Raw genomic sequence first — 22,934 nt, 5'->3', positions numbered from 1 at the left:
CCACGTCCGGCGCGGCGACAACACCCGTATGCGTGTCGTCATCGTGACCGAATCCTTTCCCCCCGATGTGAACGGCGTGGCCCACTGCGCGCTCCAGACCGCCCGGCACCTCGTAGATCGCGGTCACCATCCGCTCGTCGTCGCTCCCGCTCCCGCTCCCGCACCGGGCGGCGGACCGGACACGGACGCCCCGTGCCCGGTCGTCCGGACCCCCTCCCTCCCGCTCCCCGGCTACCCCCAGGTCCGTGTCGCCCTGCCCAGCCGGCGGCTCGCCGCGGCGCTCGTCGAGCACCGCGCCGACCTGGTGCATCTCGCCAGCCCCTTCGTCCTCGGCGTGCGCGGCATGGCCGCCGCCGCCCGGCTCGGCATCCCCGCCGTCGCCGTCTACCAGACCGACCTGGCCGGTTACGCCCGTACCTACATGGGCGCCGGCGAGGCGGCCGCCTGGCGGCGGATCCGCTCCGTGCACGCCGCCGCCGACCGCACCCTGGCCCCCTCCAGCGCCGCCCTCGGCGACCTGGAGGCGCACGGGGTGCCCCGGGTCCGGCTGTGGCCGCGCGGCGTGGACACCGTACGTTTCCGGCCAGAGCACCGTGACGAGGCGCTGCGCCGCGAACTCGCCCCGGACGGCGAGCTGATCGTCGGCTACGTCGGCCGGCTCGCCCCCGAAAAGCACGTCGAACTCCTCGCCGGTGCCTGCGGCCTGGAGGGCGTCAAGGTCGTGGTGGTCGGCGACGGTCCCAGCCACGCCCCCCTCGTCGAGGCCCTGCCCGGCGCCGTCTTCCTCGGCCGCCGCACCGGCCACGACCTCGCGCGGATCTTCGCCTCGCTGGACCTGTTCGTGCACACCGGCCCCTTCGAGACGTTCTGCCAGACCGTCCAGGAGGCCATGGCCAGCGGGGTGCCGGTCGTCGCACCCGCCGCCGGCGGCCCCCTGGACCTGGTCGTCCACGGCCGCACCGGACTCCTCGTCCCGCCGCGCGACGCCACCGCGGTGACGGACGGCGTCCGCGCACTGGCCGCCGACCCGGTGCGGCGGACCGCGTTCGGCGCCGCCGCACGCACCATGGTCGAGGGCCGCACCTGGGCCGCCGTCGGCGACCAGCTGATCGCCCACTACGACGACGTCCTCGCGGCACGCCGGACGGTGGTGGCGGCATGACCGGACAGTCCCTGCGCATCGTCCGGCTCGCCAACTTCGTCGCCCCGGCCTCGGGCGGCCTGCGCACCGCCCTGCGCGAACTGGGCAAGGGCTTTCGGGCGGCGGGCCACGAACCCGTGCTGATCGTGCCCGGCGAACGGCACACCGACCGCGACACCGAGCAGGGCCGGGTCATCACCCTGCCCGGCCCGCCGCTGCCCGGCACCGGCGGCTACCGCGTCCTCACCGACAGGCGGCGCGTGGCCGCCCTGCTGCAGGAGCTGGCCCCGGACCGCCTGGAGGTCTCCGACCGTACGACCCTGCGCTGGACCGGACGCTGGGCCCGCCGCGCCCGCGTGCCCGCCGTGATGGTCTCCCACGAGACCGCCGACGGCGTACTGCGCACCTGGGGTCTGTCCGAGAACCTCTCCCGCCGGGCGGCCGACGCCCTCAACACCCGTACCGCGCACGTCTACTCGCGGGTGGTGTGTACCACCGAGTTCGCCGAGCGCGAGTTCGTGCGCATCGGCGCGCGCAACGTCGTACGCGCCCCCTTGGGCGTCGACCTGATGGAACGCCACCCCGCGCTGCGCGACCCGGGCCTGCGCACCCTGCACGCGCGCGGGGGCGAGGCACTGCTGGTGATGTGTTCCCGGCTGTCGGTCGAGAAGCGCCCCGGCACCGCCCTGGACGCCCTGGAGACGCTGATACGACGCGGGCGGCGGGCGGTGCTCGTGGTGGCCGGGGACGGGCCGCTCAGGGCCCGGCTGGAGCAGCGCGCGCGGGAGCACGGGCTGCCGGTGACGTTCCTCGGGCACGTCGCGGACCGGGCCGCGCTCGGCGCCCTCCAGGCGACCTCGGACATCGCCCTCGCACCCGGGCCGGCCGAGACCTTCGGGCTCGCCGCCCTGGAGGCCATGGCGTGCGGCACGCCCGTCGTGGCGAGCGCGTCGTCCGCGCTGCCCGAGGTCATCGGGTCCGCGGGGGCGACCGCGGCCGACCGGGGCGAGGCGTTCGCGGACGCCGTGGAGCTGCTTCTGGACCGCGACGAGCACGCGCGGCGGGACGCGGCACGCGCGCGTGCGGAGTGCTTCGGCTGGGGCACGGCCGTGGAGGCGTTCCTGGCGGCGCACGACGCGGAGGTGCTCCGCCCCACCGGCGTCCGCCGCGGCATACCGGAGGGTGTGGCATGAGACCCGTCCGCTTCGTCGCCCTGGGGGACTCGCTTACCGAGGGCGTGGGCGACCCCGCCGGGGACGGCTGGCGGGGCTGGGCCGCGCTGCTGGCACCCTCCCTCGCCGAGACCCCCCACGCCGTGGCGTTCACCAACCTCGCCGTCAGCGGCGCACAGACCCGGGACGTGCTGGAACGGCAGACCCCGCCCGCCCGTGAAATCCGCCCCGACCTGGTGTCGGTGGTGATCGGCGTCAACGACACGCTGCGCCGCACCTTCGACATCCAGGCGGTGGCCGCCCACCTCGACGAGGTCTACGCGACCTTCACCCGCGAGGGCGCCACCGTCCTCACCGCCTGCCTGCCCGACCCCGGCGCGATGCTGGGCCTGCCGGGCGCCCTGGCCCGCCCGCTGGCCCGTCGGCAACGGGCCGTCAACACCGTCGTCCACGCGCTGTCCGAACGCTATGGGGCCGTCCACCTGCACGTCGCGGACGGCGCCTGGATCACTGACCGGGGCCTGTGGAGCGCGGACCGGCTGCACCCGGGCGAGCGCGGGCACCGGCAGCTCGCCGTGCGCTTCCACGCGCTGCTCACCGAGGCGGGCCGGGCGACGGGACAACCGCCGTCCCCCGCGCCGGAGTTCCCCGCGCCGACCCGGACGGCGAGCCTGCTGTGGCTGGCCACGGCCGGCACCGCCTGGGTGGCCCGGCGCTGCAAGGACCTGCTGCCCCAGCTCCTGCGCCTGGCGGCCGACGAGCTGCACCACCGGGCCCGCGGCACCGGCGCCCACCTCGACCTCGCCGCCTCCGCCGCGGCGACCGCGGCCTTGGCCGCCCTGGCAGAGGGCACCGGGCGCCAAGCGGGTGCGACCCCGGCCGGCCATCCCGCCGAAGTGCCCGGGGCCGCGGTGCCGGGCCCGGCTGCCGGCGGGATCACCGGTGCCGGCGGGGGCACCGGTGCGGCGGCGGGCGGGGTGACGACTGCGGCTCGCGGGGTGTCCGCGACCGAGGGGCCGTGTACGGCCGTCGGGACACCGGCGGCATGGACCACTGCGGTCCCCGGGTGACCCGGGCGCTCGGGGGCCCTGGAGGGAGGTTCACCGGGACCGGCCCGCTCCCGCACGGACCAGGCGGCGGTGTCCGGCGGTCCCCGCGACGGCACCCGTGCGTGTCTCCTACCTGGCAACGCGGTCGGTACGCGCGTCCGTCCCGGTTCAGGCGATGCCCGTCAGCCGGTACTGCTCGTCGCGGGCGTCGGTCAGGAACATGTGGCCCGGGGCGTGGGTGATGGCGAACGGCGGCCGGGAGGCCGTCACCGCGGTCTGCGGGGTCACTCCGCAGGCCCAGAACAGCGGGATGTCCCCCGGCGCGCTGGTCACCGGGTCGCCGAAGTCGGGCCGGGCGAGATCCTCGATGCCGAGGGCCGCGGGGTCTCCGGAGTGCACGGGACCACCGTGCACGGCCGGCAGCAGGCTGCTCTCCCGGATGGCCGCGCGGATGTGCTCCGGCGGCACCGGCCGCATGGAGACCACCATCGGCCCGCGCAGCCTGCCCGCCGCCCGGCACGCGCGCGTGGTCACGTACATCGGCACGTTGCGGCCCTGCTCGACGTGCCGGATCGGCACGCCCGCCCGGGCCAGCGCCCACTCGAAGGTGAAGCTGCACCCGAGCAGGAACGACACCAGGTCGTCCCGCCAGTGCGCACGCACGTCGGTGGGCTCGTCGACCAGCTCGCCGTCCTGCCACACCCGGTAGCGCGGCAGGTCGGTGCGCAGGTCGGCGCCTTCGGCGAGGACGGTCACCGGGGAACCGGCGTCCGTGACGTCGAGCACCGGGCACGGCTTGGGATTGCGCTGGCAGAACAGCAGCATGTCGTACGCCCAGTCGGCCGGCACCGAGATCAGGTTGGCCTGGGTGTGGCCCGCCGCGACCCCGGCCGTGGGGCCCGTGAGGCCGTCCCGGAAGCGCGCCCGCGCGGTTTTCGGGCTCCACGCGCGTGCGCGCTCGTCGACCGCGGTGACGGGGGTCGTGCTCATGGGCACCTCGCAGCAGGGACGGGGAGTGCGGGGACGTGAGCGTGAGTGGAGACAGAGTAGAGGATCGTTGAACGATCCTTCAATACCCACGTTGTTTCGTTCCGGTCTGTGCGATTGAATTCCGGGCATGGCAGAGCAGCTGACGGCACTGGCCGACGACCGGGCGCTCCTGGGGCGTACGAGCACGGCGGAGCGGGTTTCGGACATCCTCCGCAGCCGCATCGCCGACGGGTACTTCCCGCCCGGCACGCGGCTGTCGGAGGACGGCATCGGCGGGGCGCTCGGCGTCTCCCGCAACACCCTGCGCGAGGCGTTCCGGCTGCTCACGCACGAACGACTGCTGGTCCACGAACTCAACCGCGGGGTGTTCGTACGGGTCCTGACGGTCGAGGACGTCGAGGACATCTACCGCACACGCTCCCTGGTCGAGTGTGCCGTCGTCCGCGGGCTCGGCGGGCCGCCGTACCGGCTGGACGGGGTGGCCGCGGCGGTCGCCGAGGGAGAGGCCGCGTCCGCCGGGAACGACTGGAAGGCGCTGGGGACCGCCAACATCCACTTCCATCGGGAACTGGTCGCCCTCGCCGGGAGCGAACGCACCGACGAGCTGATGCGCAGCGTCTTCGCCGAGCTGCGGCTCGCCTTCCACGTCGTCGACGACCCGCGCCGGCTGCACGAGCCCTACCTCGCCCGCAACCGCCAGATCCTGCAGGCGCTCCAGACCGGCGACAAGCGCGAGGCCGAGCGACTGCTGGAGACGTACCTCGCGGACTCCCTGGAGCGAATGGTCGAGGTGTACCGGCGACGGGTCGGCGCGGAAGGCGCCCCGTAGGCGCCGGGAACTGCGCGAGCAACCACGGCCGGCCCGCGCCCGGAACGACACCCGCAGCCCTGTCGGCCAATCCGGCGGAGCCGCCCGTTTGGGTCGATGTCAGACCAAGGACCTAGTCTGTGCACCGTGACTTCGCCTGCATCGACGGACAGCGTTCCGCCCCAGCTCAGCGCGGGGCCGCGCCCGGCACCGGGCCCGGCCGCCGACGAGGGGCTGGCGCGTCGGCTGCGCGCGCTCGCCTGCACCGCGCCGCTGCACGACCTCGACGCACGCAAGGCCAACCTGGCCGGTGAGTACTCGGTGTACGGCATGGCAGAGGTGGCCCTCGCCGTCATCGACCTGGTCACGCTCAACATGGACTTCGACACCGGCGCCGACCACGAGCAGATCGTGCTCCGGCTCGTCCCGCGCATCGCCGCGCAGGCCCCGCACCGGCCGACCGCCGAACACGAACGCGTGGCCCGCTGGGTCCTGGAGAACCTGATCAACGTCGGCAGCGCCGACCGCGGCTTCCGCGCCGTGTACGGCACCTTCGCGCCGGACGGCACCTACGTCCGCAGGGACTACGACTTCAAGCTGATCGAAGAGGTCCCCGGCCCCGGCGGCACGGTCTATCTCCGCACCACGGACGAGGCGGTCAACGTCCTGGTCGGCGCCCTCGACACCGACGTCACCAGCGCCCAGATCGCCGCCGAGGTCAAGCTGGAGGTGCTGATCAACCGCGGCCGGCTCGCCGACGCCCAGCTCGCCGCCGAACAGGCCCGCTACCGCACGGTGCAGTACTCGGAGACCCTGCGCCGGGCCCTGGACGCCACCCGGCGCAACGTCCGCGCGGTCGACTGGCTGGGCGCCGTGCCCGACATGATCGCCGAGGCCCTGGACCACGTGGCCGATCGCTACCGCCACGAGAACGCGATCCTCACCAACATCCGCAAGGCCCGCGACGAGACCGAGGAGCCCGAGCACAAGCGCCGCGCCGCCGAGCTGGTCGACATCGTCAAGGACTGCATCCGGCGGCACACCCAGCTCCAGTCGCGGCTGCTGGAGGCGGGCCCGCTGTTCCGCGCCGAGCAGGACCGGCAGGCCTTCGCCACACCGGCGACGACCTCCGGGACAGACCTGTACGGCCATCTCGTCGCGCCCCTCCTGCCATTGCCCGTGGAGCAGGCGATCCGGGTCACCGACGCGTTCTTCGCGAACGGCACGGGCCTGCGGACCCCCGTGTCCGTACGGGTGGCCGATCTCGTCGACATACTGTTGACGCCGCCCGTCGAACGGGAGCACCTCGGCGCGGAGATGCCCGAGCCCGACCTGATCGCCACGCCGGACGACAGCCGGTTCAGCGAGGAGCAGCTCGCCGCCGCCATGGAACTGCTGGATCTTCCGGCCGACGCGCCGCGCAGGCTGTCCGGACTGCTGGCCGAGGCCCGTCGGACCGGCGACCCCGATCTGGCCTACCTGGTCGCCCTGCTGGCGGTCCACGCGGCCAGCCCCGCCGTCGGCACCGCCTACCGGCAGGGCGAGGAGAAGCTGCTGTTCGCCGTGGACGACGGCACCGAACTGGACGATCCCGAGTTCGGCGGGGCGGACCTGATCGTGGGGACCGCGCTGCTGGACGCCGCGGGGATGGCGGCGGACCGGACGGAAGCAGCATGAGTGAGCAAGAGCGCGACAAGGAGCCCAAGCCGTGACCGAGCACGTCGAGTGGAGTGAGCCCGAGCCCGCCGCCGCCGCGCCGGCCGGCTCCGCCGTCACCCCCGCCGACGCCGCCGACGCCGCGCGGCTCGTCGCCTTCGGGCTGCAGCCCAAGCTGCAGCCCGCGCGGGACCAGGAGTACACCGAGCTGCTGCGCCGGTACCGCGAGGACCCGGCGTTCGCGCGGCTCGCCGACGCCGTCGCCGCCGGTCTGGGGCTCGTCGTGCTGGAGGTGTCCCCGCGCGCGGGCATGGCCGTGACGGCCGCCGAGGACTCCGTGTTCGCCGTCCGCATGGGTGACTACGCGCGTCGCACGACCGCCGACTCCGGCGACCGCTTCCTGCACGGACTCGCCCATCTCGCCGCGGCCGCGCTGGCGTTCCCGCGCCCGGAGGACCTGGCCGACGACTCCTACATCGGCCGCGTCACCGTCAACGGCGTCGACGCCTTCGTACGGCAGGCCTGCCGGCGCCTGGAGGAGCGGGCCGAGGAACTGGGCGAGAACACCGACCCGGCGACCGACGCGCCCGGACTGGAGGCCGCCTGGCGGATCTGGGCCAGACGCAGCGCCACCGGCGCCACCAAGGACGCCCGCCGTCCGGCCGCCTCCACCACCGGCATCGTGGCCAAGGCCCTGGCCTTCCTCACCGACTCGGGCTTCCTGCAGCGCACCGGCGACGACAGCGGCGGCACATACCGCACCACGGCCCGCTACCAGCTCCAGGTCCGCGACCTGGCCGGCACCGCCGCCATGGCCGAACTGCTCGAGCTGGGCGTCGTACCGGTGACCGACGGCACGGCCAGCCTGCTGCCCGCCGAGGACACCGGGGACCTGGAGCTGGTGGCCGACGCCGGACTGCCGTTCCACTCCTGAACCCGTAGAACCACCGCACGTTTTCCGAAGACTTACGACGAGAGTCCGCCATGTACGAGCTGTCCCGGGTCCGCCTCTACTCCATCGGACCCGCCGGTGCGCGCTACGCCGACACCGTGCTTGACCTGCGGGGCGTCGGCGAGCCCGTGCCCGACCCGGCGCCCGCGCAGGCGGAGCTCTTCGAGGAGGAGCCGTCCGGCCCGCCGCGCCGGCCCGCGCCCGCCGGCGTGCTCTTCCTGGAGAACGGCGGCGGCAAGTCCGTACTGCTCAAGCTGATCTTCTCGGTGATGCTGCCGGGCCACCGCAACACCCTCGGCGGCGCCAGCTCCGGTGTGCTGCGCAAGTTCCTGCTCGCCGACGACTGCGGCCATGTGGCACTGGAGTGGCAGCATGTGCAGACGGGCGAGTGCGTCGTCGTCGGCAAGGTCAGCGAATGGCGCGGACGGCAGGTGTCCAACGACCCGCGTAAGTTCGCCGAGGCCTGGTACTCGTTCCGGCCCGGGCCGGGGCTCAGCCTGGACAACCTGCCCGTCGCCGAGTCCACCGCCGTACGGCCCTCCGCCGAGGGCACCTCGGGCGCGCAGGGACGCCGCCGGACCATGAAGGGCTTCCGTGACGCCCTCATGGAAGCCGGCAAGGCCTACCCGCACCTGGACGTGCACTGGGAGGAGATCCACGACCGGTGGATCGAGCACCTGGGCGACCTCGGCCTCGACCCCGAACTCTTCCGCTACCAGCGGGAGATGAACGCCGACGAGGGCGAGGCGGCCGGTCTGTTCGCGGTCAAGAAGGACTCCGACTTCACCGACCTGCTGCTGCGCGCCGTCACCGACACCCGCGACACCGACGGCCTCGCCGACCTGGTCAGCGGCTTCGGCAACAAGCTGGGCCGACGCGCCGAGCTGATCGCCGAACGGGACTTCACCGCCGGGTCGGTCGACCTGCTCGGGCGGATCGTCGAGGCCGCCGACGCCCGCTCACGCGCGCGTGACGTGCACGCGGGCGCCGAGCGCCGTACCCGCACCCTCGCCCGGCGGCTGTCCGCCCGGGCCGTGCGGGAGCGGGTCCGGGCCGCCGACCTCGCCCAGCGGGTCACGGCCGCCGCGTACGCCGTCACGCACTGCGAGGGCGCGCGGGAGCGCAGCGCCCTGATCGCCGCCGAACTCGCCTACCGGCACGCCTCCCTGGCGCTGGCCGCCGCCGAGAAGTCCGCCGCCGCACAGAAGCGGGAACTGGCCGACGCCCGCACCCTGCACTCCGCCTGGCAGGCCGCCGAGGCCGTGCTGCGCCACCGCGCCGCCGCCGACCGCGTCGCGCGCGTCTCCGCCGCCATCCAGGAGGCGGAGCGCGACGCCGCCCCCGCTCTCGCCGCCCGTGCCAAGGCCGCCGTGGACCTCGTACGGGCCCTGCACACGGCCGCCGAGAACGCCGAGGCCCTCGCCAACGAGGAGGAGGAGCGCTCCGCCGCGCTCCAGGAGGCCGGCGACTTCGCCCACCGCGACTCCACCACCGCCGCGACCGAGGCACAGCGCGCCCGCAGCGAGGCCGGGCATCTGCGCCAGCGCCTCGCCGAGGTCGAGCAGGAGACCGCCGAGGCGGTGCGCGCCGGCTGGCTCGACGACAGCGCGGCGGACGCCGACCCGGCCCGTGCCGCACTCGCCGCCAGCGACGCCGAGAAGACCACCGTCGCCGCCTGGGACGCGGCCCGCGAGGCCGCCCGCAAGGTCACCGAGCAGGCGCGCGAGGCGGCCTCCGCCGAGTCCCGCGCGGAACTGACGGCGGCCCGCGCGGCGGACGCCGCGACGGCGGCCGAGCGCGCCTACGAGGCCGAGCGGCGTCTCGCCCAGTCCCTGGCCGCCGAGGAGCGCCTGGCGGAGTTGCTGAGCCTGCCGGGTGCGCTCGCGGCCGGACACGCCGCAGTGCCCGGGCCCCGGTCCGGGGCCGACGACGCGATGGGCGCCCGGAGCGGCACGCGCGACGGCGCGACTGACGCGGGCGAGGGCTCCGCGGACGGGCGGCACGGCGCCGCGGAGCAGACGGGACCGGGCGCGAACGGCACCCCCGGCCCTGCCGGAGGCACCCTCACCGCGGAGGAACTCGACCGCTTCGCCGACGAGTTGCGCGAGCTTCTCGACGACGCCGTGTCGACCGCCGAACGCCACCTCTTCGAGCTGCGCACCGCCGCCGCTGACGACTCCCGGATCCTCGGTGCGCTCGGCGACGGCGGACTGCTGCCGCCCGGTCCGGACGTCCTGGCCACGGTCGAGTTCCTCGGCGAGCACGGCATCCCGGCACTGCCCGGCTGGCGCTATCTCGCCCAGGCCGTCGACCCCGCCGACCACGCACGCGTGCTCGCCGCCCGTCCGGAACTGGTCGACGGTGTGGTCATCACCGACCCGGACACGCACGCGCGTGCCCGCGAGACGCTCGCCGACGCCGCCCTGCTGCCGCGCTCCGCCGTCGCCGTGGGCACGGCCGCGGCCCTGCTCGCCCCCACCCCCGCCGACAGCGCCGCCCCCGGTGACGTCTTCCTCGTGCCGCCGAACCCGGCCATGCACGACGAGCACGCCGCCGACGAGGAACGCCAGGCGCTGCGCGCGCGGGCCACCGAGCGCGACGAGGAGATCCGCGCGCTCGCCGCCCGTCTCGGCAAGGACCGTGAACTGGCCGCACGGCTCGCCTCCTGGCGCACCGGCTGCCCCGCCGGACGTCTCACCGAACTGGGCCGCACCGCCGAGGAAGCCCGTGCGTTCGCCGAGGAGTCGGAGGCCGAACTGGCCGAGGCGCGCACCCTGCGCGCGGAGGCCGACGAGGCCGCCGCCGAGGCCGTACGGGTCCGCGACGAGCGGCAGGAGGCCGCGCAGAAGGCCCGCCGTGCCGCCGACGCCCTCGCCGGACTCGCCTACCGGCTCCGCGAGCGCGCCGGCTGGCAGGTGAAACTGCGCGAACTCGCCGACGAGGCCGCCGAGTCCGAGGCCCGGGCCCAGGCCTGCCTGGAGCGCGCCCGCGCCGCCGACGAGGACCGCCGCGCCGCCCAGCGCGCCGCCGACGACGCCCGCCGTACCGCGCGTGCCCTGCGCGCCGAGCGCTCCGAGATCGCCGGCGCGCCCGACGACGTACCGGCCGAGGACGCGGACGCCCCCAAGGCGTCCCTGCCCGCCCTCCGCGAGGCCTACCGGGCCGCCTCCCAGGTGTACGAGAAGGTCGGGGTCGGCGCCGACCTGCGTGCCGAGCAGGCCCGCGCGGAGAGCGACGAGAGCGGCGCCCGCGCCGAACTCGACCGGCTCAGCAACAAGGTCCGCACGCGCGCCGAGCAGCTGCTTCAGTCGCCCGACGGCTCCGACGGGCCCTCCCGGCAGGCGGCGGCCGCGCGCGCGGAGGAGCTGGTGCAGCTCCTGGAGACCCGCACGTCGAGCGCCAGCGAGCAGCTCGGCCGGCTGCGCGGCGAGGCCGAGCGGCATGCCCCCGGGGACGGCGAGGCGCACACCGAGCTGCCCGAGGAACTCGCCCCGCGCGACGCCGAGCACGCCCAGGCCCTCCTGCGTACCGCCACGACCGAACTCGCCGCCCGTGCCGAGGCGCTGGCCGGGGCCCGCGAGGCGCACGCCGAGCTGCTGGAGACCCACCGGGCCGCCGAGGACGCGGCCGGCGGCTTCGACGAGATCGCCGCGATGCTCCGCGACCTGCTGCGCGAGCACGCCACCGAGGAGGAGCAGGAGGAGCCGGAGCCGTACCCGGGCAGCCTGGAGGAGGCCCGGCACTCGGCCGCCGAGGCCCGTCGCTCGCTGCGCGGCTGCGCCGCCGACCTGTCCGCCGCCGAGGCGGCCGTGCGCGAGGCGAGCGACGTGCTCGTCCGGCACGCCAACGCCACGCGCTACGAGCAGGTCCGTACCCCCGCCCGGCAGCAGATCCGCGAGCTGCCCGCCTCCGCGCTGCCCGAGCACGCGCAGAAGTGGGCGGATGCCTTCGCGCCCCGACTGCGCGTGCTGACCGACGAGTTGGCGCAACTGGAGCGCAACCGCGACTCGATCGTGGACCGCCTGCGGGGCCTGGTGGAGTCCGCCCTCGCGACCCTGCGCTCCGCCCAGCGGCTCTCCCGTCTGCCGGAAGGCCTCGGCGAGTGGTCCGGGCAGGAGTTCCTGCGCATCCGCTTCGAGGAGCCCGACCAGGCCACGCTCACCGAACGGCTCGGCGAGGTCATCGACGAGGCCACCCGCGCGGCCGTGAAGAAGAACTCCGACCTGCGCCGCGACGGCATGTCGCTGCTGCTGCGCGGTGTCGCGGCGGCGCTGCAGCCGAAGGGTGTGGCCGTCGAGATCCTCAAGCCCGACGCCGTACTGCGCGCCGAGCGGGTGCCCGTCGGACAGATGGGCGACGTGTTCTCGGGCGGTCAGCTGCTCACGGCGGCCATCGCGTTGTACTGCACGATGGCCGCGCTTCGCTCGAACGACCGGGGGAGGGACAAGCACCGGCATGCCGGAACACTGTTCCTCGACAACCCCATCGGCCGCGCCAACGCCACCTACCTGCTGGAGCTGCAGCGAGCCGTGTCCGACGCGCTCGGTGTACAGCTGCTGTACACCACCGGCCTGTTCGACACGACCGCGCTGGCCGAGTTCCCGCTGGTCATCCGCCTGCGCAACGACGCCGACCTGCGCGCGGGCCTGAAGTACATCAGCGTGGAGGAACACCTCCGGCCCGGGTTGCCCCAGCAGCCCCGGGCCGGAGAAGCGGTGCACAGCGAGATCACGGCGACCCGGATGTTCAAGAAGCCGGCGTAGCCGTCAGCGGTCCTCCTTGATCAGATCCGCGCACTTCTCGCCGATCATCATCGTCGTGATGCACGGGTTGACCGCGATCAGGTCCGGCATCACCGCTCCGTCGGCGACCCGCAGTCCCTCGACCCCCTTGACCCGCAGCCGCGCGTCGAGCGGGGCCGAGGGATCACCGGCGGCGCCCATCTTCACCGTGCAGGACGGGTGATAGACGGTGTTGTGCGTCTTGTGGATGTAGTCCAGGAGTTCGTCGTCGGTGCGGACATCCGGGCCGGGCGCCAGCTCAGCGCCCGTCCAGCCGCTCAGCGCCGGCTGCGCGGCGATACGGCGGGCCAGCCTGAGTCCGTACGTCATCACCCGCACATCGTGTTCGTGGGTGAAGTACCGGGGGTCCACCCTCGGCTTGTCCCGGTAGTCCAGGGTCCGCAGCCGTACCGTGCCGCGCGACTTCGCCTTGGTCACATTGGGCGTCAGGCAGAACGCGTTCTCCGAGGTGGGGTAGCCCCAGCGTGCGGTGTTCATGTCGAACGGAACCGAGCCGTAGTGGAACATCAGGTCGGGCCGGTCCAGGCCCGGTTCGGTGTCGTAGAAGATGCCCGCCTCCCACCACTGGCTCGACGTGGTGGTCATGGGCCGCTTCGCCTCCCACATGATCACGCCCTCGGGGTGGTCCTGGAGGTTCTCGCCGACGCCCGGGGAGTCGACGACGACGTCCACGCCGACCTCGCGCAGATGTCCGGCCGGGCCGATGCCGGACAGCATCAGCAGCTTCGGGGAGTCGATCGAGCCGCACGAGACGATCACCTCGCGCCGGGCCCGCACCGTGCGGGTGTGCACCAGGTCCGGGTCCAGGTACTCCGCGCCCACGCACCGCCGGCCCTCCAGCACCAGCTTCTTGGCGCGCACTCCGGTACGGATGTCCAGATGTGGACGCTTGCCCATGACCGGGTGCAGATAGGCCACCGAGGACGACTGGCGGACGTTGTTCTCGTCGGAGTTGATCTGGAACCAGTTGGCCCCGCGCACCACCGTCTTCCCGGTGTTGAACGGGACGGTGGGTATGCCCGCCTGCGCACACGCCTCCAGGAGGGCGGCGCCGCACGGATCGCCGCCCTTCAGGGTGCGCAGCTTCACCGGGCCGGTACGGCCGTGGTGGTCGCCGGGCGCGTCGTTGTTCTCCAGCCGTCGGTACAGCGGGAACAGGTCGGCCGCGCTCCAGCCCGTACAGCCCTGGGCCGCCCAGTCGTCCAGATCCTGTGCCGGTGCCCAGAAGGCGATACAGGAGTTGTGCGACGAACAGCCGCCCAGCACCTTCGCGCGCGCGTGCCGCATGAAGCTGTTGCCGGTGGCCTGCGGTTCGACCGGGTAGTCCCAGTCGTAGCCGGACTCCAGCAGGCCCATCCAGCGCTCCAGCTTGAGGACGTCGTCGTCGCCGACGTCGCTCGGCCCCGCCTCCAGCACGCACACCGTCACGGACGGGTCCTCGGAGAGCCGCGCCGCCACCACGTTGCCGGCCGTGCCGCCGCCGACCACCACGTAGTCGAACTCATCGATGCTCATATGACCTCCTTGCCGGCCGGAACTCAGCCGGAATCAGTCGTAATCGGTCGTAATGGGTGGGTGGGGGCGGGGTCAGTCGGCCGCCGGGGCGGCGAGGGGGGCCGAGGCGGCGGACGCCGCTTCCAGGCGGTGCTCGGCGAGCACGCCGGTGCGGTGGCGCTGGACGAACCAGTAGTAGGCGAAGCCGCCGCCCGCGATGACCGCGACGAACAGCACCGCGCCCCAGCGCAGATACCAGTGGTAGGGCGCGCTCGCGTTGTAGACCGCGGCGCGCGGCCAGATCAGGTTGACCGTCATGACCGCGCCCCACACGACCGCGACGATGTTGACGAGCAGCCCCCAGCGGCCCAGCGAGAACCGGCCCCCGCCCGCCGGCTGCCACCTGCCGCGCAGCCGGGCCACCAGCATCGGCACGGTGACCCCCAAGTAGGCGAGGTAGATCATGATGATGCCGATGCTGGTGACGACCGTGAAGATCTGCGGCTGGCGGATGTTGACCACGAGGATCGCCAGCGCCAGCACGCCGATGATCACGGCCGGCAGGACCGGGGTCTGGAAGCGCGGGCTGACCCGGGCCAGCAGCGAGGACGCGGGCAGGTTGTTGTCCCGGGCCATGGCGAACGCCAGCCGGATCGCCGCCGTGTGCACGGCCAGCGCGCACACCGTGACCGCGATCAGCACGCACCACAGCATCGCCTTGCCGGCCGTCGGACCGAGCACGTCGAGCACGACGTACTGCAGACCGTCCGTCGACAGCTTGTCGCCCTTGAGGCTGGAGACGCTCATCAGTGCCAGCAGCAGGACCAGTCCGCCCAGTACGAAGGAGGCGACGATCGCGCGGATGATGGCGCGCGGGGCGTTCCGGGACGGGTCCAGGGACTCCTCGCCGAGCGAGGCGGCGGTGTCGAAGCCGTACATGACGTACGCCGAGGCCAGCGAGGCCACCAGGAAGGCGCCGAGGTAACCCGCTGAGTAACCCGATCCCGTGTGGTTCGTCTGCATGACGACTTGGGGGCCGCGGGTGATGTGGACGGCGAACAGGATGATCAACACAACCGTGGCGATCAACTCGATGAAGACGCCCGCCGTGTTGATCGTGGCCATCAGCTTGACGCCGAACGCATTGATCAGCGTGGTGAACAGGATCAGCACGGCCGCGAGGACGACCGCGTTCGTCGCCACGTCGTACTTGCCGGTGCCGTCCCCGACGAACTGGAACGTGGACGAGATCTGCGGCAGCGTCAACTGGTAGGCCAGCGCGACCGCCGAGATGGACACGATGGACGCGATCAGCATCATCCACCCGGCCAGCCAGCCGAGATGCGGATTGCCGATCTTCTTCGACCAGTTGTAGACCGAGCCGGCCACCGGGTAGCGGGCGGCGAGTTCGGCGAAGCACAGGGCGACCGCGAACTGGCCGACGAACACCATCGGCCACGACCACCAGTAGGCGGGACCGCCGCTGCCGTAGCCGAAGTAGAACAACTGGAACGTGCCCGTCAGGATCGAGATGTAGCTGATCCCGGCGGCGAAGGTGTGGAAGTTGCCGAGAGTGCGCTTGAGCTCGGGTTTGTAGCCGAACTCCGCGAGTTCGGCATCGTCGTGGTGGTGGGGGCCTGGCGATTGTTCGGTGGTCGTCATGAGCGGACTCCTCTGGCTGTCAGTCGAACCAGCCCTGCGGTGCCGGCGCGGTGGTGCGCCAGATGTGTTTCGTCTCGCGGTACTCGGCGAGCCCCGCCGGTCCGAGTTCACGGCCGAACCCGGACTGCTTGTAACCACCCCATTCGGCCTGGGGCACGTACGGGTGGTAGTCGTTGATCCAGACCGTGCCGAGGCGCAGTTCCGCCGCGACCCGGGCCGCCCTGGCCTCGTCGCCGGTCCAGACGGCGCCCGCGAGGCCGTAGATCGTGTCGTTGGCGAGCCGTACGGCCTCCTCTTCGGTGGTGAACCGCTCGACGGTCAGCACCGGTCCGAAGGACTCCTCCCGGACCACGGACATACCGCTCGTGCACGCGTCCAGGACCGTCGGCAGGTAGTAGAAGCCCTCGTCGTAACCAGCGCCCGAGGGCCGGGCGCCGCCGCACCGCAGCACCGCGCCCTCCTCGACGCCCCGGGCCACATAGGCCTCGACCTTCGCCCGGTGGGCCGCCGAGATCAGCGGCCCGGTCTGCGCCCGCTCGTCGAACGGACCGCCCAGCCGGATCAGCCTGGCCCGGCGTACGACCTCGGCCACGAACCGGTCGTGCAGCGCGTCCTCGACCAGCAGCCGGGCCCCGGCCGAGCACACCTGCCCGGAGTGCAGGAACACGGCGGTCAGCGCCATGTCGACCGCCGCGTCGAAGTCGGCGTCCGCGAAGACGATGTTCGGGTTCTTGCCGCCGAGTTCGAGCGCGACCTTCTTCACCGTCCCGGCGGCGGCCGCCATCAGCCGGCGGCCGGTCTGCAGGCCGCCGGTGAAGGAGACCAGGTCGACGTCCGGATGCTCGGCGAGCGGGGCGCCCGCCTCCGGACCGGCGCCCAGCACCAGGTTGGCCGCGCCCGGCGGCAGCCCCGCCTCCGCCAGCAGCCGCACCAGGTGGATCGCGGTGTGCGGGGTCAGCTCGCTCGGCTTCAGCACGAAGGTGTTGCCCGCCGCGAGGGCCGGGGCGACCTTCCACGCGGTCTGCAGCAGCGGATAGTTCCAGGGCGTGATCAGCGCGCAGACGCCGACCGGTTCGTACACCACCCGGCTCTCGACGCCCTCCCGGCCGGTGTCGACCACCCGCCCCGTCTCGCTCGCGGCCAGCCGCCCGAAGTAGCGGAAGCAGTTGACGACGTCGTCCATGTCGTACGCGCTTTCCACCAGCCGCTTGCCCGTGTCCAGGGACTCGGCGCGGGCCAGGGAGTCCTTGTCGCGGACGAGCAGGTCCGCGACCCGCAGCAGCAGGTCGCCGCGTTCCCGGGCGGGCGTACGCGGCCAGGGACCGGTGTCGAAGGCGCGCCGGGCCGCCGCGATCGCCTCCACGGTGTCCTTGCCGCCGGCCTCGTCCACGACACCGACCAGCGTGCCGTCGGCGGGGCAGCGGATCTCCCGGGTGCGCTCGTCCAGGGCGCTGCGCCACTGGCCGTCGATGCAGAGATCAGGCATGGTCGTCTCCCAGCCGGGTCAGCAGCCACTCGTGGAAGATCCCGATGTGGTGCTCGTTCGGGACCAGCACACCGCCCCTGCGGTACGCGCGCGAGGACATCGCCGGCTGGGTGCGCTCGCACGCCTCGAAGTCCTGCACGTTGACCCGGTGGAACAGCTCCACGGACTTCGACACGTCCGCGCCCGACGCCACCACCTCCGGCGCGTACAGCCAGTCGCACTCCACGACCGTGCGGTCCTCGGCCAGCGGGAACATCCGGTGCAGGATGACGTGGTCGGGGACGAGGTTGACGAACACGGCCGGCTTGATCGTGATGGCGTAGTAGCGGCGGTCCTGGTCGGCGCCGACCGCGGGGAGCCTGGCGAAGCCCTCGCTGCCGTCGACCGTGAAGCCCTTGATCTGCTCGCCGAACTCCGCGCCGTGCCCGACGTAGTACTGGGCGGCGTACCCGTCGGCGAACTCCGGGAGGACCTCGGTGAGTTCGGGGTGGATCGTGGCGCAGTGGTAGCACTCCATGAAGTTCTCGACGATCAGCTTCCAGTTGGCCTTGACGTCGTAGGTGATGCGCTTGCCGAGAGCCAGCCGCTCGGTGCCGTAGCGCTCGATGGCGGCGGCGTCGCCGAGCCGTTCCACGGCCGCGTACATCACGGTGTCCTCGAAGGAGGGCGGTTCGTCGGCGAGGCACACCCAGGCGTAGCCGAGCCATTCGCGCAGGGCCACCTTGATCAACCCGTACTCGACGCGATCAACGTCCGGCATCTTGATCAAGTTGGGGGCGGCGACCAACTTGCCGTCGAGGTCGTACGTCCACGCGTGGTACGGGCACTGCAGAGCGCGGCGCACCTCGCCGGACTCCTCCAGGCACAGCCGGGCACCGCGGTGCCGGCACACGTTCAGGAAGGCGCGCAGCTCCCCCGTACGCGTGCGGGTGATGATGACGTTCTCGCGGCCCACCTGGACGGTGCGGAAGGCGCCCGGTCTGTCCAGGTCCGCGCTGCGGACCGCGCAGAACCACAGGGACTCGAAGACGTTCTCCTGCTCCTGCCGGAAGACGTCCGGGTCGGTGTAGTAGTGGCCCGGAAGCGTCGCGATGAGGCTCGGGGAGATCGGGGTCGTCGTCACGGGGGCTCCTCAGGCGGGCGCGACGGTGAGAAGGGCGGGGTCGAACAGGCTGACCGGGCGCGCGGCAGCGCCGCCCATGCCGCCGAGACCGATGACGTTGACGTCGTGTGAGGGGGACATCGGGCGCCTCCTAACGGCGGATGCGTGTCATCTTGGGGTCGAACAGCGGTTCGTCGGCGACGGTGGCCGGCACCTTCTCGCCGAAGTACGCGATGTGCACGCCGGTACCGGTGGCGAGGCCGGCCGGGAGCCAGGCGTAGGCGATGCAGCGGCCGAGCGTGTAGCCGTACGACGCGCTGGTCACGTAGCCGGCCGGGGCGCCGTCGACGAACACCGGCTCCTTGCCGAGGACGACGGCTGCGGGGTCGTCGAGGAGGAGCGGGGTGAGCCGGCGGGAGGGCTCTCCGGCCCGCTCCAGTGCCGCCTTGCCGACGAAGCCCTCCTTGTCCATACGGACCGCGAAGCCGACGCCCGCCTCGAACGGATCGTGCTCGTCGGTCATGTCGGTGCCCCAGGCGCGGTACCCCTTCTCCAGCCGCAGGGAGTTGAAGGCCGACCGCCCCGCCGCGATCACGCCGTGCTCCTGGCCGGCCTCCCACAGCGTGTCCCAGAGCCGAAGGCCCAGGTCGGCCGTGGTGTACAGCTCCCAGCCCAGCTCGCCCACGTAGCTGAGGCGCATCGCGGTCACCGGCACATGCCCCAGGTACGTCTGCCGGGCGCGGAAGTAGCCGAAGCCCTCGTGGGAGAAGTCGTCCCGGGTGAGCGGCTGGAGCAGGTCGCGGGCGAGCGGCCCCCACACGCCGATGCAGCAGGTGCCGGAGGTGATGTCGTTGATCCGGACGTCGTCGGGCGCGTGCCGCAGCAGCCAGTCGAGGTCGGTGGGGGAGTTGGCCCCGACCTGGAAGCGGTCGGGGGCGAGACGGGCGACGGTGAGGTCGGAGCGGATGCCCCCGGCCTCGTCCAGGAGCAGGGAGTAGGTGACCGCGCCGGGCTTCTTGCGCAGGTTGTTGCTGGTCATGCGGTCCAGGAAGGCGAGCGCTCCGGGCCCGGTCACCTCCAGGCGGCGCAGCGGGGTCATGTCGTACAGGGCGACCTTCTCGCGGGTGGCCTTCGCCTCGGCGGCGGCGATCGGGGACCAGTAGCGGGCCGACCAGGCGTCGCGCTCGGGGAGGCCGTCGAGGGCGTCCACGAGCGGGGCGTTCGCCTCGTACCAGTGCGGACGCTCCCAGCCGGCGCCTTCCAGGAAGAAGGCGCCGAGTTGCTGCTGACGGGCGTGGAAGGGGCTGACGCGCAGTGGCCGTGGCTGTTCCATCGGCTGGAGGGGGTGCAGGACGTCGTACACCTCGACGAACTGCTGTGAACCGCGTTCACGGACGTACGACGGTGAACGCTGCGCTTCCTCGAACCGGGTGAGGTCGCACTCGTGCACGTCGGCGGAGGGCCGCCCGTCGACCATCCACTCGGCCACCGCCTTCGCCACCCCGGCCGAGTGCGTCACCCAGACCGCCTCGGCCAGCCAGAAGCCGCGCAGTTGCCGGGCTTCTCCGAGGAGCGGCATGCCGTCCGGCGTGAAGGAGAAGACGCCGTTGAACCCGGTCTCGATCTCCGTCTCCCGCAGCGCGGGCAGCAGCCGCCGGCAGTCCTCCCAGCTCGGCGCCCAGTCCTCCGCGGTGAAGGGGTACGAGGACGGCATCTCCAAGTCCTGCGCGCGCGCCTCGTCGTACGCGAGCACGGCGAACGGGTCCACGGGCAGCGGCCGGTGCGCGTACGAGCCGATGCCGATGCGGTCCGTGTGCTCGCGGAAGTACAGATCCCGGTCCTGGAAACGGAGGATCGGCTTCGAGGCCTCGGCCGTGGCGCCCCGCAGCTCGGGCAGCGGCCTCGTCCTCGCGTACTGGTGCGCGAGCGGCTGCAGGGGTACGTCGACCCCGGCCATGCGGCCGATGACCGGCCCCCAGAAACCGGCCGCCGAGACGACGTGGTCGGCGGGGAAGGTGCCGCGGTCGGTGACCACGGCGGTGACACGGCCGCCCTCCTGCTCGATGCCGGTGACCGTGTGACGGTCCAGGAAGCGGGCGCCGCGCGCGGTGGCCCGGTCCATCTGGGCGCGGGCCGCGAGCAGGGCCCGGGCCAGGCCGTCGTCGGGCGTGTGGAATCCGCCGAGGACGACCGACTCGTCCAGGAGCGGCCACAGTTCCCTGCAGCGGGCGGGGCCCAGGACCTCGCCGCGGATACCCCAGGACGCGGCGTAACCCGCCCTGCGGTGCAGGTCGGCCAGGCGCTCGGGGGTCGTCGCGAGTTCCAGGCCGCCGACCTGCTGGAAGCAGGGGACGCCGTCGGCCTCGAGGGAACAGAACTTCTCGACGGTGTACTTGGCGAACTCCGCGAGGGTCTTCGAGGGGCTGGTCTGGAAGACGAGCCCGGGCGCGTGGGAGGTGGAGCCGCCCGGGGCGGGGAGCGGGCCCTGTTCGAGGACGGTGACGTCGCTCCAGCCGCGGGCGGTCAGCTCGTCGGCGAGGGAGCAGCCGACGATACCGGCGCCGATGACGACGACGCGGGGGCCCTGGGACCGGGTTTCGGGGGTGCTGGACATGCCCCTCCTTGTGGTGGCGGGGATGGCAGGTGCGGGGGAGTCGCTCAGATGGCGGGGACGTTCGGCCGCTCGGCGGCGATCGTCGTGTCCTGGCCGTGGCCGGTGTGGACGACGGTGCCGCCCGGCAGGGTGAGCAGCCGGGCGCGGATGGACGCCTCGATCGTCGGGCGGTCGGAGTAGGAGCGGCCGGTGGCGCCGGGACCGCCGTGGAAGAGGGTGTCGCCGGTGAAGACCGCGCCGAGGGCCGGGGCGTACAGACAGCAGCTGCCCCACGTGTGGCCGGGGGTGTGGACGACCCGGAGTTCGATCCCGGCGACCGTGAGGACGCGGCCGTCGGTCAGCTCGCCGTCCGGCTTGCGGCCGGGGTGGGTGTGGGACCACAGCTCGTGGTCGTCCGGGTGGAGCAGGACGGGGGCGCCGGTGCGGGTGGAGAGTGCGGTCGCGGCGTCGATGTGGTCGTCGTGGGCGTGGGTGCAGACGACGGCGCTGACCCGGCGGCCCGCCGTGGCGCGGTGGATCGCCTCGGCGTCGTGCGCCGCGTCCACGATCAGTACCTCCTCGTCGTCACCGACCAGCCAGACGTTGTTCTCGACGTCGAAGGTGTCGCCGTCGAGGCTGAAGGTGCCGTGGGTGACGACGCGTTCGGTGCGTACGGCGCCCTTCACAGCACCACCACCGAGCGCAGCACCTCGCCCCGGTGCATCTTCCCGAACGCCTCCTCCACCTGCTCCAGGCCGATCGTCTCGGACACGAACGCGTTCAGGTCGAGCAGGCCGTACAGGTACTGGTCGATCAGGAACGGGAAGTCCCGGCTCGGCAGACAGTCGCCGTACCAGGAGGACTTGATCGCGCCGCCGCGCGAGAAGACGTCGATCAGCGGGAGTTCGACCTTCATCTCGGGTGAGGGCACCCCGACCTGGACCAGCAGACCCGCGTGGTCGCGCATGTAGAAGGCCTGCTCGAAGGTCTCGGGCCGGCCTACCGCGTCGATGGCGATGTCCACGCCGTGACCGTCGGTGAGGGCGCGGACCGCCTCGATCGGGTCGGTGCCCAGGGAGTTGACGGTGTGGGTGGCGCCGAACCTCTCCGCCTGGTCGAGTTTCTTGTCGTCGATGTCCACGGCGATGACCTTCATGGCGCCGTTCAGGCAGGCACCCGCGATGGCCGCGTTGCCGACGCCTCCGCAGCCGATGACGGCGACCGAGTCACCGCGGCCGACGTTGCCGGTGTTGACCGCGGCGCCGTAACCGGCCATCACCCCGCAGCCGATGAGACCGGCCGCCTCGGGACGCGCCGCAGGGTCGATCTTCACCGCCTGACCGGCCGCGACCAGCGTCTTCTCGGCGAACGCGCCGATGCCGAGGGCGTTGCTGAGCGGGGTGCCGTCCGGCAGGGTCATCGGCTGGGCGGCGTTGCGGGAGTCGAAGCAGTACCAGGGCCGGCCGCGGCGGCACGAACGGCAGCTGCCGCAGGGCGCCCGCCAGGCCAGCACCACGTAGTCACCGGGCCGCAGGTCGGTGACGTCCGCGCCGACCGCCTCGATCGTGCCGGCCGCCTCATGGCCCAGCAGGAACGGGAAGTCGTCGTTGATCGCGCCCTCGCGGTAGTGGAGATCCGTGTGACACACCCCGCAGGCCTGCACCCGGACCAGGACCTCACCGGGCCCCGGATCGGGAACCACGATCGTCCGCACCTCCACGGGTGCGCCCTTCTTGACAGCGACTACGGCACGGACCTCGTGTGGCACGACAAGCTCCTCTGCTGTTGCGCATTGCACGATGGGTTGCGCGATGGGGAACATCTTGAGAACGGCGTCACACGGCCGTCAAGAGGTGCGCGTTAACCCTTGGCAAAAGGAACCTGTGGGGCGAAACCCGTCGGACACACGGCGGCGGGGGGGGGGGGGGGGGGGGGGGGGGTGGGGCCACACCGCCGGCGTCCCGCAGGCCCTTCGACAACCGTGATACCACCGCGCCGCCACCCCACCCCAGACCCCCCGCCTCCCT

Annotated in this window: 14 protein-coding genes and 1 pseudogene; 7 read left to right on the top strand and 8 right to left on the bottom strand. The window is 73.1% G+C overall.

The window, feature by feature from the left end:
* Positions 1–28: 28 nt before the first annotated feature.
* The 3 genes and pseudogenes from ACZ7GZ_RS20405 to ACZ7GZ_RS20395 form a co-directional block, all read left to right on the top strand.
* Positions 29–1,162 carry a glycosyltransferase family 4 protein gene (locus ACZ7GZ_RS20405; protein ID WP_471025996.1) on the top strand — a complete coding sequence of 378 codons (1,134 nt, stop codon included), beginning with the start codon at positions 29–31 and terminating at the stop codon, positions 1,160–1,162.
* Positions 1,159–2,334, top strand: a complete 1,176-nt coding sequence (locus ACZ7GZ_RS20400; protein ID WP_471025993.1) for a glycosyltransferase — start codon at positions 1,159–1,161, stop codon at positions 2,332–2,334. The genes ACZ7GZ_RS20405 and ACZ7GZ_RS20400 overlap by 4 nt, the downstream gene beginning before the upstream one ends.
* Positions 2,331–3,158 (top strand): annotated as a pseudogene (locus tag ACZ7GZ_RS20395) (SGNH/GDSL hydrolase family protein); the annotation flags it as partial. The gene ACZ7GZ_RS20400 and the pseudogene ACZ7GZ_RS20395, both read left to right, overlap by 4 nt.
* A 372-nt stretch (positions 3,159–3,530) precedes the next feature.
* Here ACZ7GZ_RS20395 and ACZ7GZ_RS20390 read toward each other — a convergent pair.
* Positions 3,531–4,352 (bottom strand): putative hydro-lyase, encoded by an 822-nt coding sequence (locus ACZ7GZ_RS20390; protein WP_471025990.1) that lies wholly within the window; start codon positions 4,350–4,352, stop codon positions 3,531–3,533.
* Between the two features lie 127 nt (positions 4,353–4,479).
* Between ACZ7GZ_RS20390 and ACZ7GZ_RS20385 the strand changes: the two genes are divergently transcribed.
* The 4 genes from ACZ7GZ_RS20385 (at position 4,480) to ACZ7GZ_RS20370 (ending at position 12,531) form a co-directional block, all read left to right on the top strand.
* Positions 4,480–5,181: a GntR family transcriptional regulator gene (locus tag ACZ7GZ_RS20385; protein ID WP_471025987.1), complete on the top strand. Its 702-nt coding sequence runs from the start codon at positions 4,480–4,482 to the stop codon at positions 5,179–5,181.
* Positions 5,182–5,307: 126 nt separating this feature from the next.
* Positions 5,308–6,837, top strand: a complete 1,530-nt coding sequence (locus tag ACZ7GZ_RS20380) for a hypothetical protein (protein WP_471025984.1) — start codon at positions 5,308–5,310, stop codon at positions 6,835–6,837.
* Positions 6,838–6,868: 31 nt separating this feature from the next.
* Positions 6,869–7,750, top strand: a complete 882-nt coding sequence (locus tag ACZ7GZ_RS20375; RefSeq protein ID WP_471025982.1) for a hypothetical protein — start codon at positions 6,869–6,871, stop codon at positions 7,748–7,750.
* Positions 7,751–7,800: 50 nt separating this feature from the next.
* Positions 7,801–12,531, top strand: coding sequence for a hypothetical protein (locus ACZ7GZ_RS20370; protein ID WP_471025980.1), 4,731 nt, complete (start codon positions 7,801–7,803; stop codon positions 12,529–12,531).
* A 3-nt stretch (positions 12,532–12,534) separates the two neighbouring features.
* Here ACZ7GZ_RS20370 and ACZ7GZ_RS20365 read toward each other — a convergent pair whose 3' ends face one another.
* The 7 genes from ACZ7GZ_RS20365 to ACZ7GZ_RS20335 all read right to left on the bottom strand — a co-directional run bounded on the left by ACZ7GZ_RS20365 (position 12,535) and on the right by ACZ7GZ_RS20335 (position 22,675).
* Positions 12,535–14,085, bottom strand: coding sequence for a GMC family oxidoreductase (locus ACZ7GZ_RS20365; RefSeq protein WP_471025978.1), 1,551 nt, complete (start codon positions 14,083–14,085; stop codon positions 12,535–12,537).
* 72 nt (positions 14,086–14,157) lie between these two features.
* Positions 14,158–15,726, bottom strand: a complete 1,569-nt coding sequence (locus tag ACZ7GZ_RS20360; protein ID WP_471025976.1) for an APC family permease — start codon at positions 15,724–15,726, stop codon at positions 14,158–14,160.
* Between the two features lie 19 nt (positions 15,727–15,745).
* The gene (locus tag ACZ7GZ_RS20355; protein ID WP_471025974.1) at positions 15,746–17,212 is read right to left on the bottom strand and encodes an aldehyde dehydrogenase family protein; all 1,467 of its coding nucleotides are present in this window, start codon (positions 17,210–17,212) and stop codon (positions 15,746–15,748) included.
* Positions 17,205–18,335, bottom strand: a complete 1,131-nt coding sequence (locus tag ACZ7GZ_RS20350; protein WP_471025972.1) for an aromatic ring-hydroxylating oxygenase subunit alpha — start codon at positions 18,333–18,335, stop codon at positions 17,205–17,207. The genes ACZ7GZ_RS20355 and ACZ7GZ_RS20350 overlap by 8 nt, the downstream gene beginning before the upstream one ends.
* A 130-nt stretch (positions 18,336–18,465) precedes the next feature.
* On the bottom strand, positions 18,466–20,928 hold the full coding sequence (locus tag ACZ7GZ_RS20345) for a GcvT family protein (protein WP_471025970.1): 2,463 nt from the start codon (positions 20,926–20,928) through the stop codon (positions 18,466–18,468).
* A gap of 44 nt (positions 20,929–20,972) precedes the next feature.
* Complete coding sequence (locus tag ACZ7GZ_RS20340; RefSeq protein WP_471025967.1) at positions 20,973–21,593, bottom strand: MBL fold metallo-hydrolase; 621 nt, start codon at positions 21,591–21,593, stop codon at positions 20,973–20,975.
* A complete protein-coding gene (locus tag ACZ7GZ_RS20335; protein ID WP_471025965.1) occupies positions 21,590–22,675 on the bottom strand; it encodes an S-(hydroxymethyl)mycothiol dehydrogenase in 1,086 nt (361 codons plus the stop codon). Before ACZ7GZ_RS20335 ends, ACZ7GZ_RS20340 begins: the two co-directional genes overlap by 4 nt.
* Positions 22,676–22,934 lie beyond the last annotated feature (259 nt).

This window comes from Streptomyces sp. NPDC037288 (assembly GCF_055603265.1).
The sequence above is the reverse complement of the archived record's forward strand: the minus strand, read 5'-3'. Positions and strand labels throughout refer to the sequence as shown.

Bases quoted from the DNA above. Each gene is read 5' to 3' on its own strand.
- ACZ7GZ_RS20345 (WP_471025970.1), bottom strand. From the start codon at position 20,928: ATGTCCAGCACCCCCGAAACCCGGTCCCAGGGCCCCCGCGTCGTCGTC.
- ACZ7GZ_RS20405 (WP_471025996.1), top strand. From the start codon at position 29: ATGCGTGTCGTCATCGTGACCGAATCCTTTCCCCCCGATGTGAACGGC.
- ACZ7GZ_RS20370 (WP_471025980.1), top strand. From the start codon at position 7,801: ATGTACGAGCTGTCCCGGGTCCGCCTCTACTCCATCGGACCCGCCGGT.
- ACZ7GZ_RS20365 (WP_471025978.1), bottom strand. From the start codon at position 14,085: ATGAGCATCGATGAGTTCGACTACGTGGTGGTCGGCGGCGGCACGGCC.
- ACZ7GZ_RS20400 (WP_471025993.1), top strand. From the start codon at position 1,159: ATGACCGGACAGTCCCTGCGCATCGTCCGGCTCGCCAACTTCGTCGCC.
- ACZ7GZ_RS20390 (WP_471025990.1), bottom strand. From the start codon at position 4,352: ATGAGCACGACCCCCGTCACCGCGGTCGACGAGCGCGCACGCGCGTGG.
- ACZ7GZ_RS20360 (WP_471025976.1), bottom strand. From the start codon at position 15,726: ATGACGACCACCGAACAATCGCCAGGCCCCCACCACCACGACGATGCC.
- ACZ7GZ_RS20385 (WP_471025987.1), top strand. From the start codon at position 4,480: ATGGCAGAGCAGCTGACGGCACTGGCCGACGACCGGGCGCTCCTGGGG.
- ACZ7GZ_RS20355 (WP_471025974.1), bottom strand. From the start codon at position 17,212: ATGCCTGATCTCTGCATCGACGGCCAGTGGCGCAGCGCCCTGGACGAG.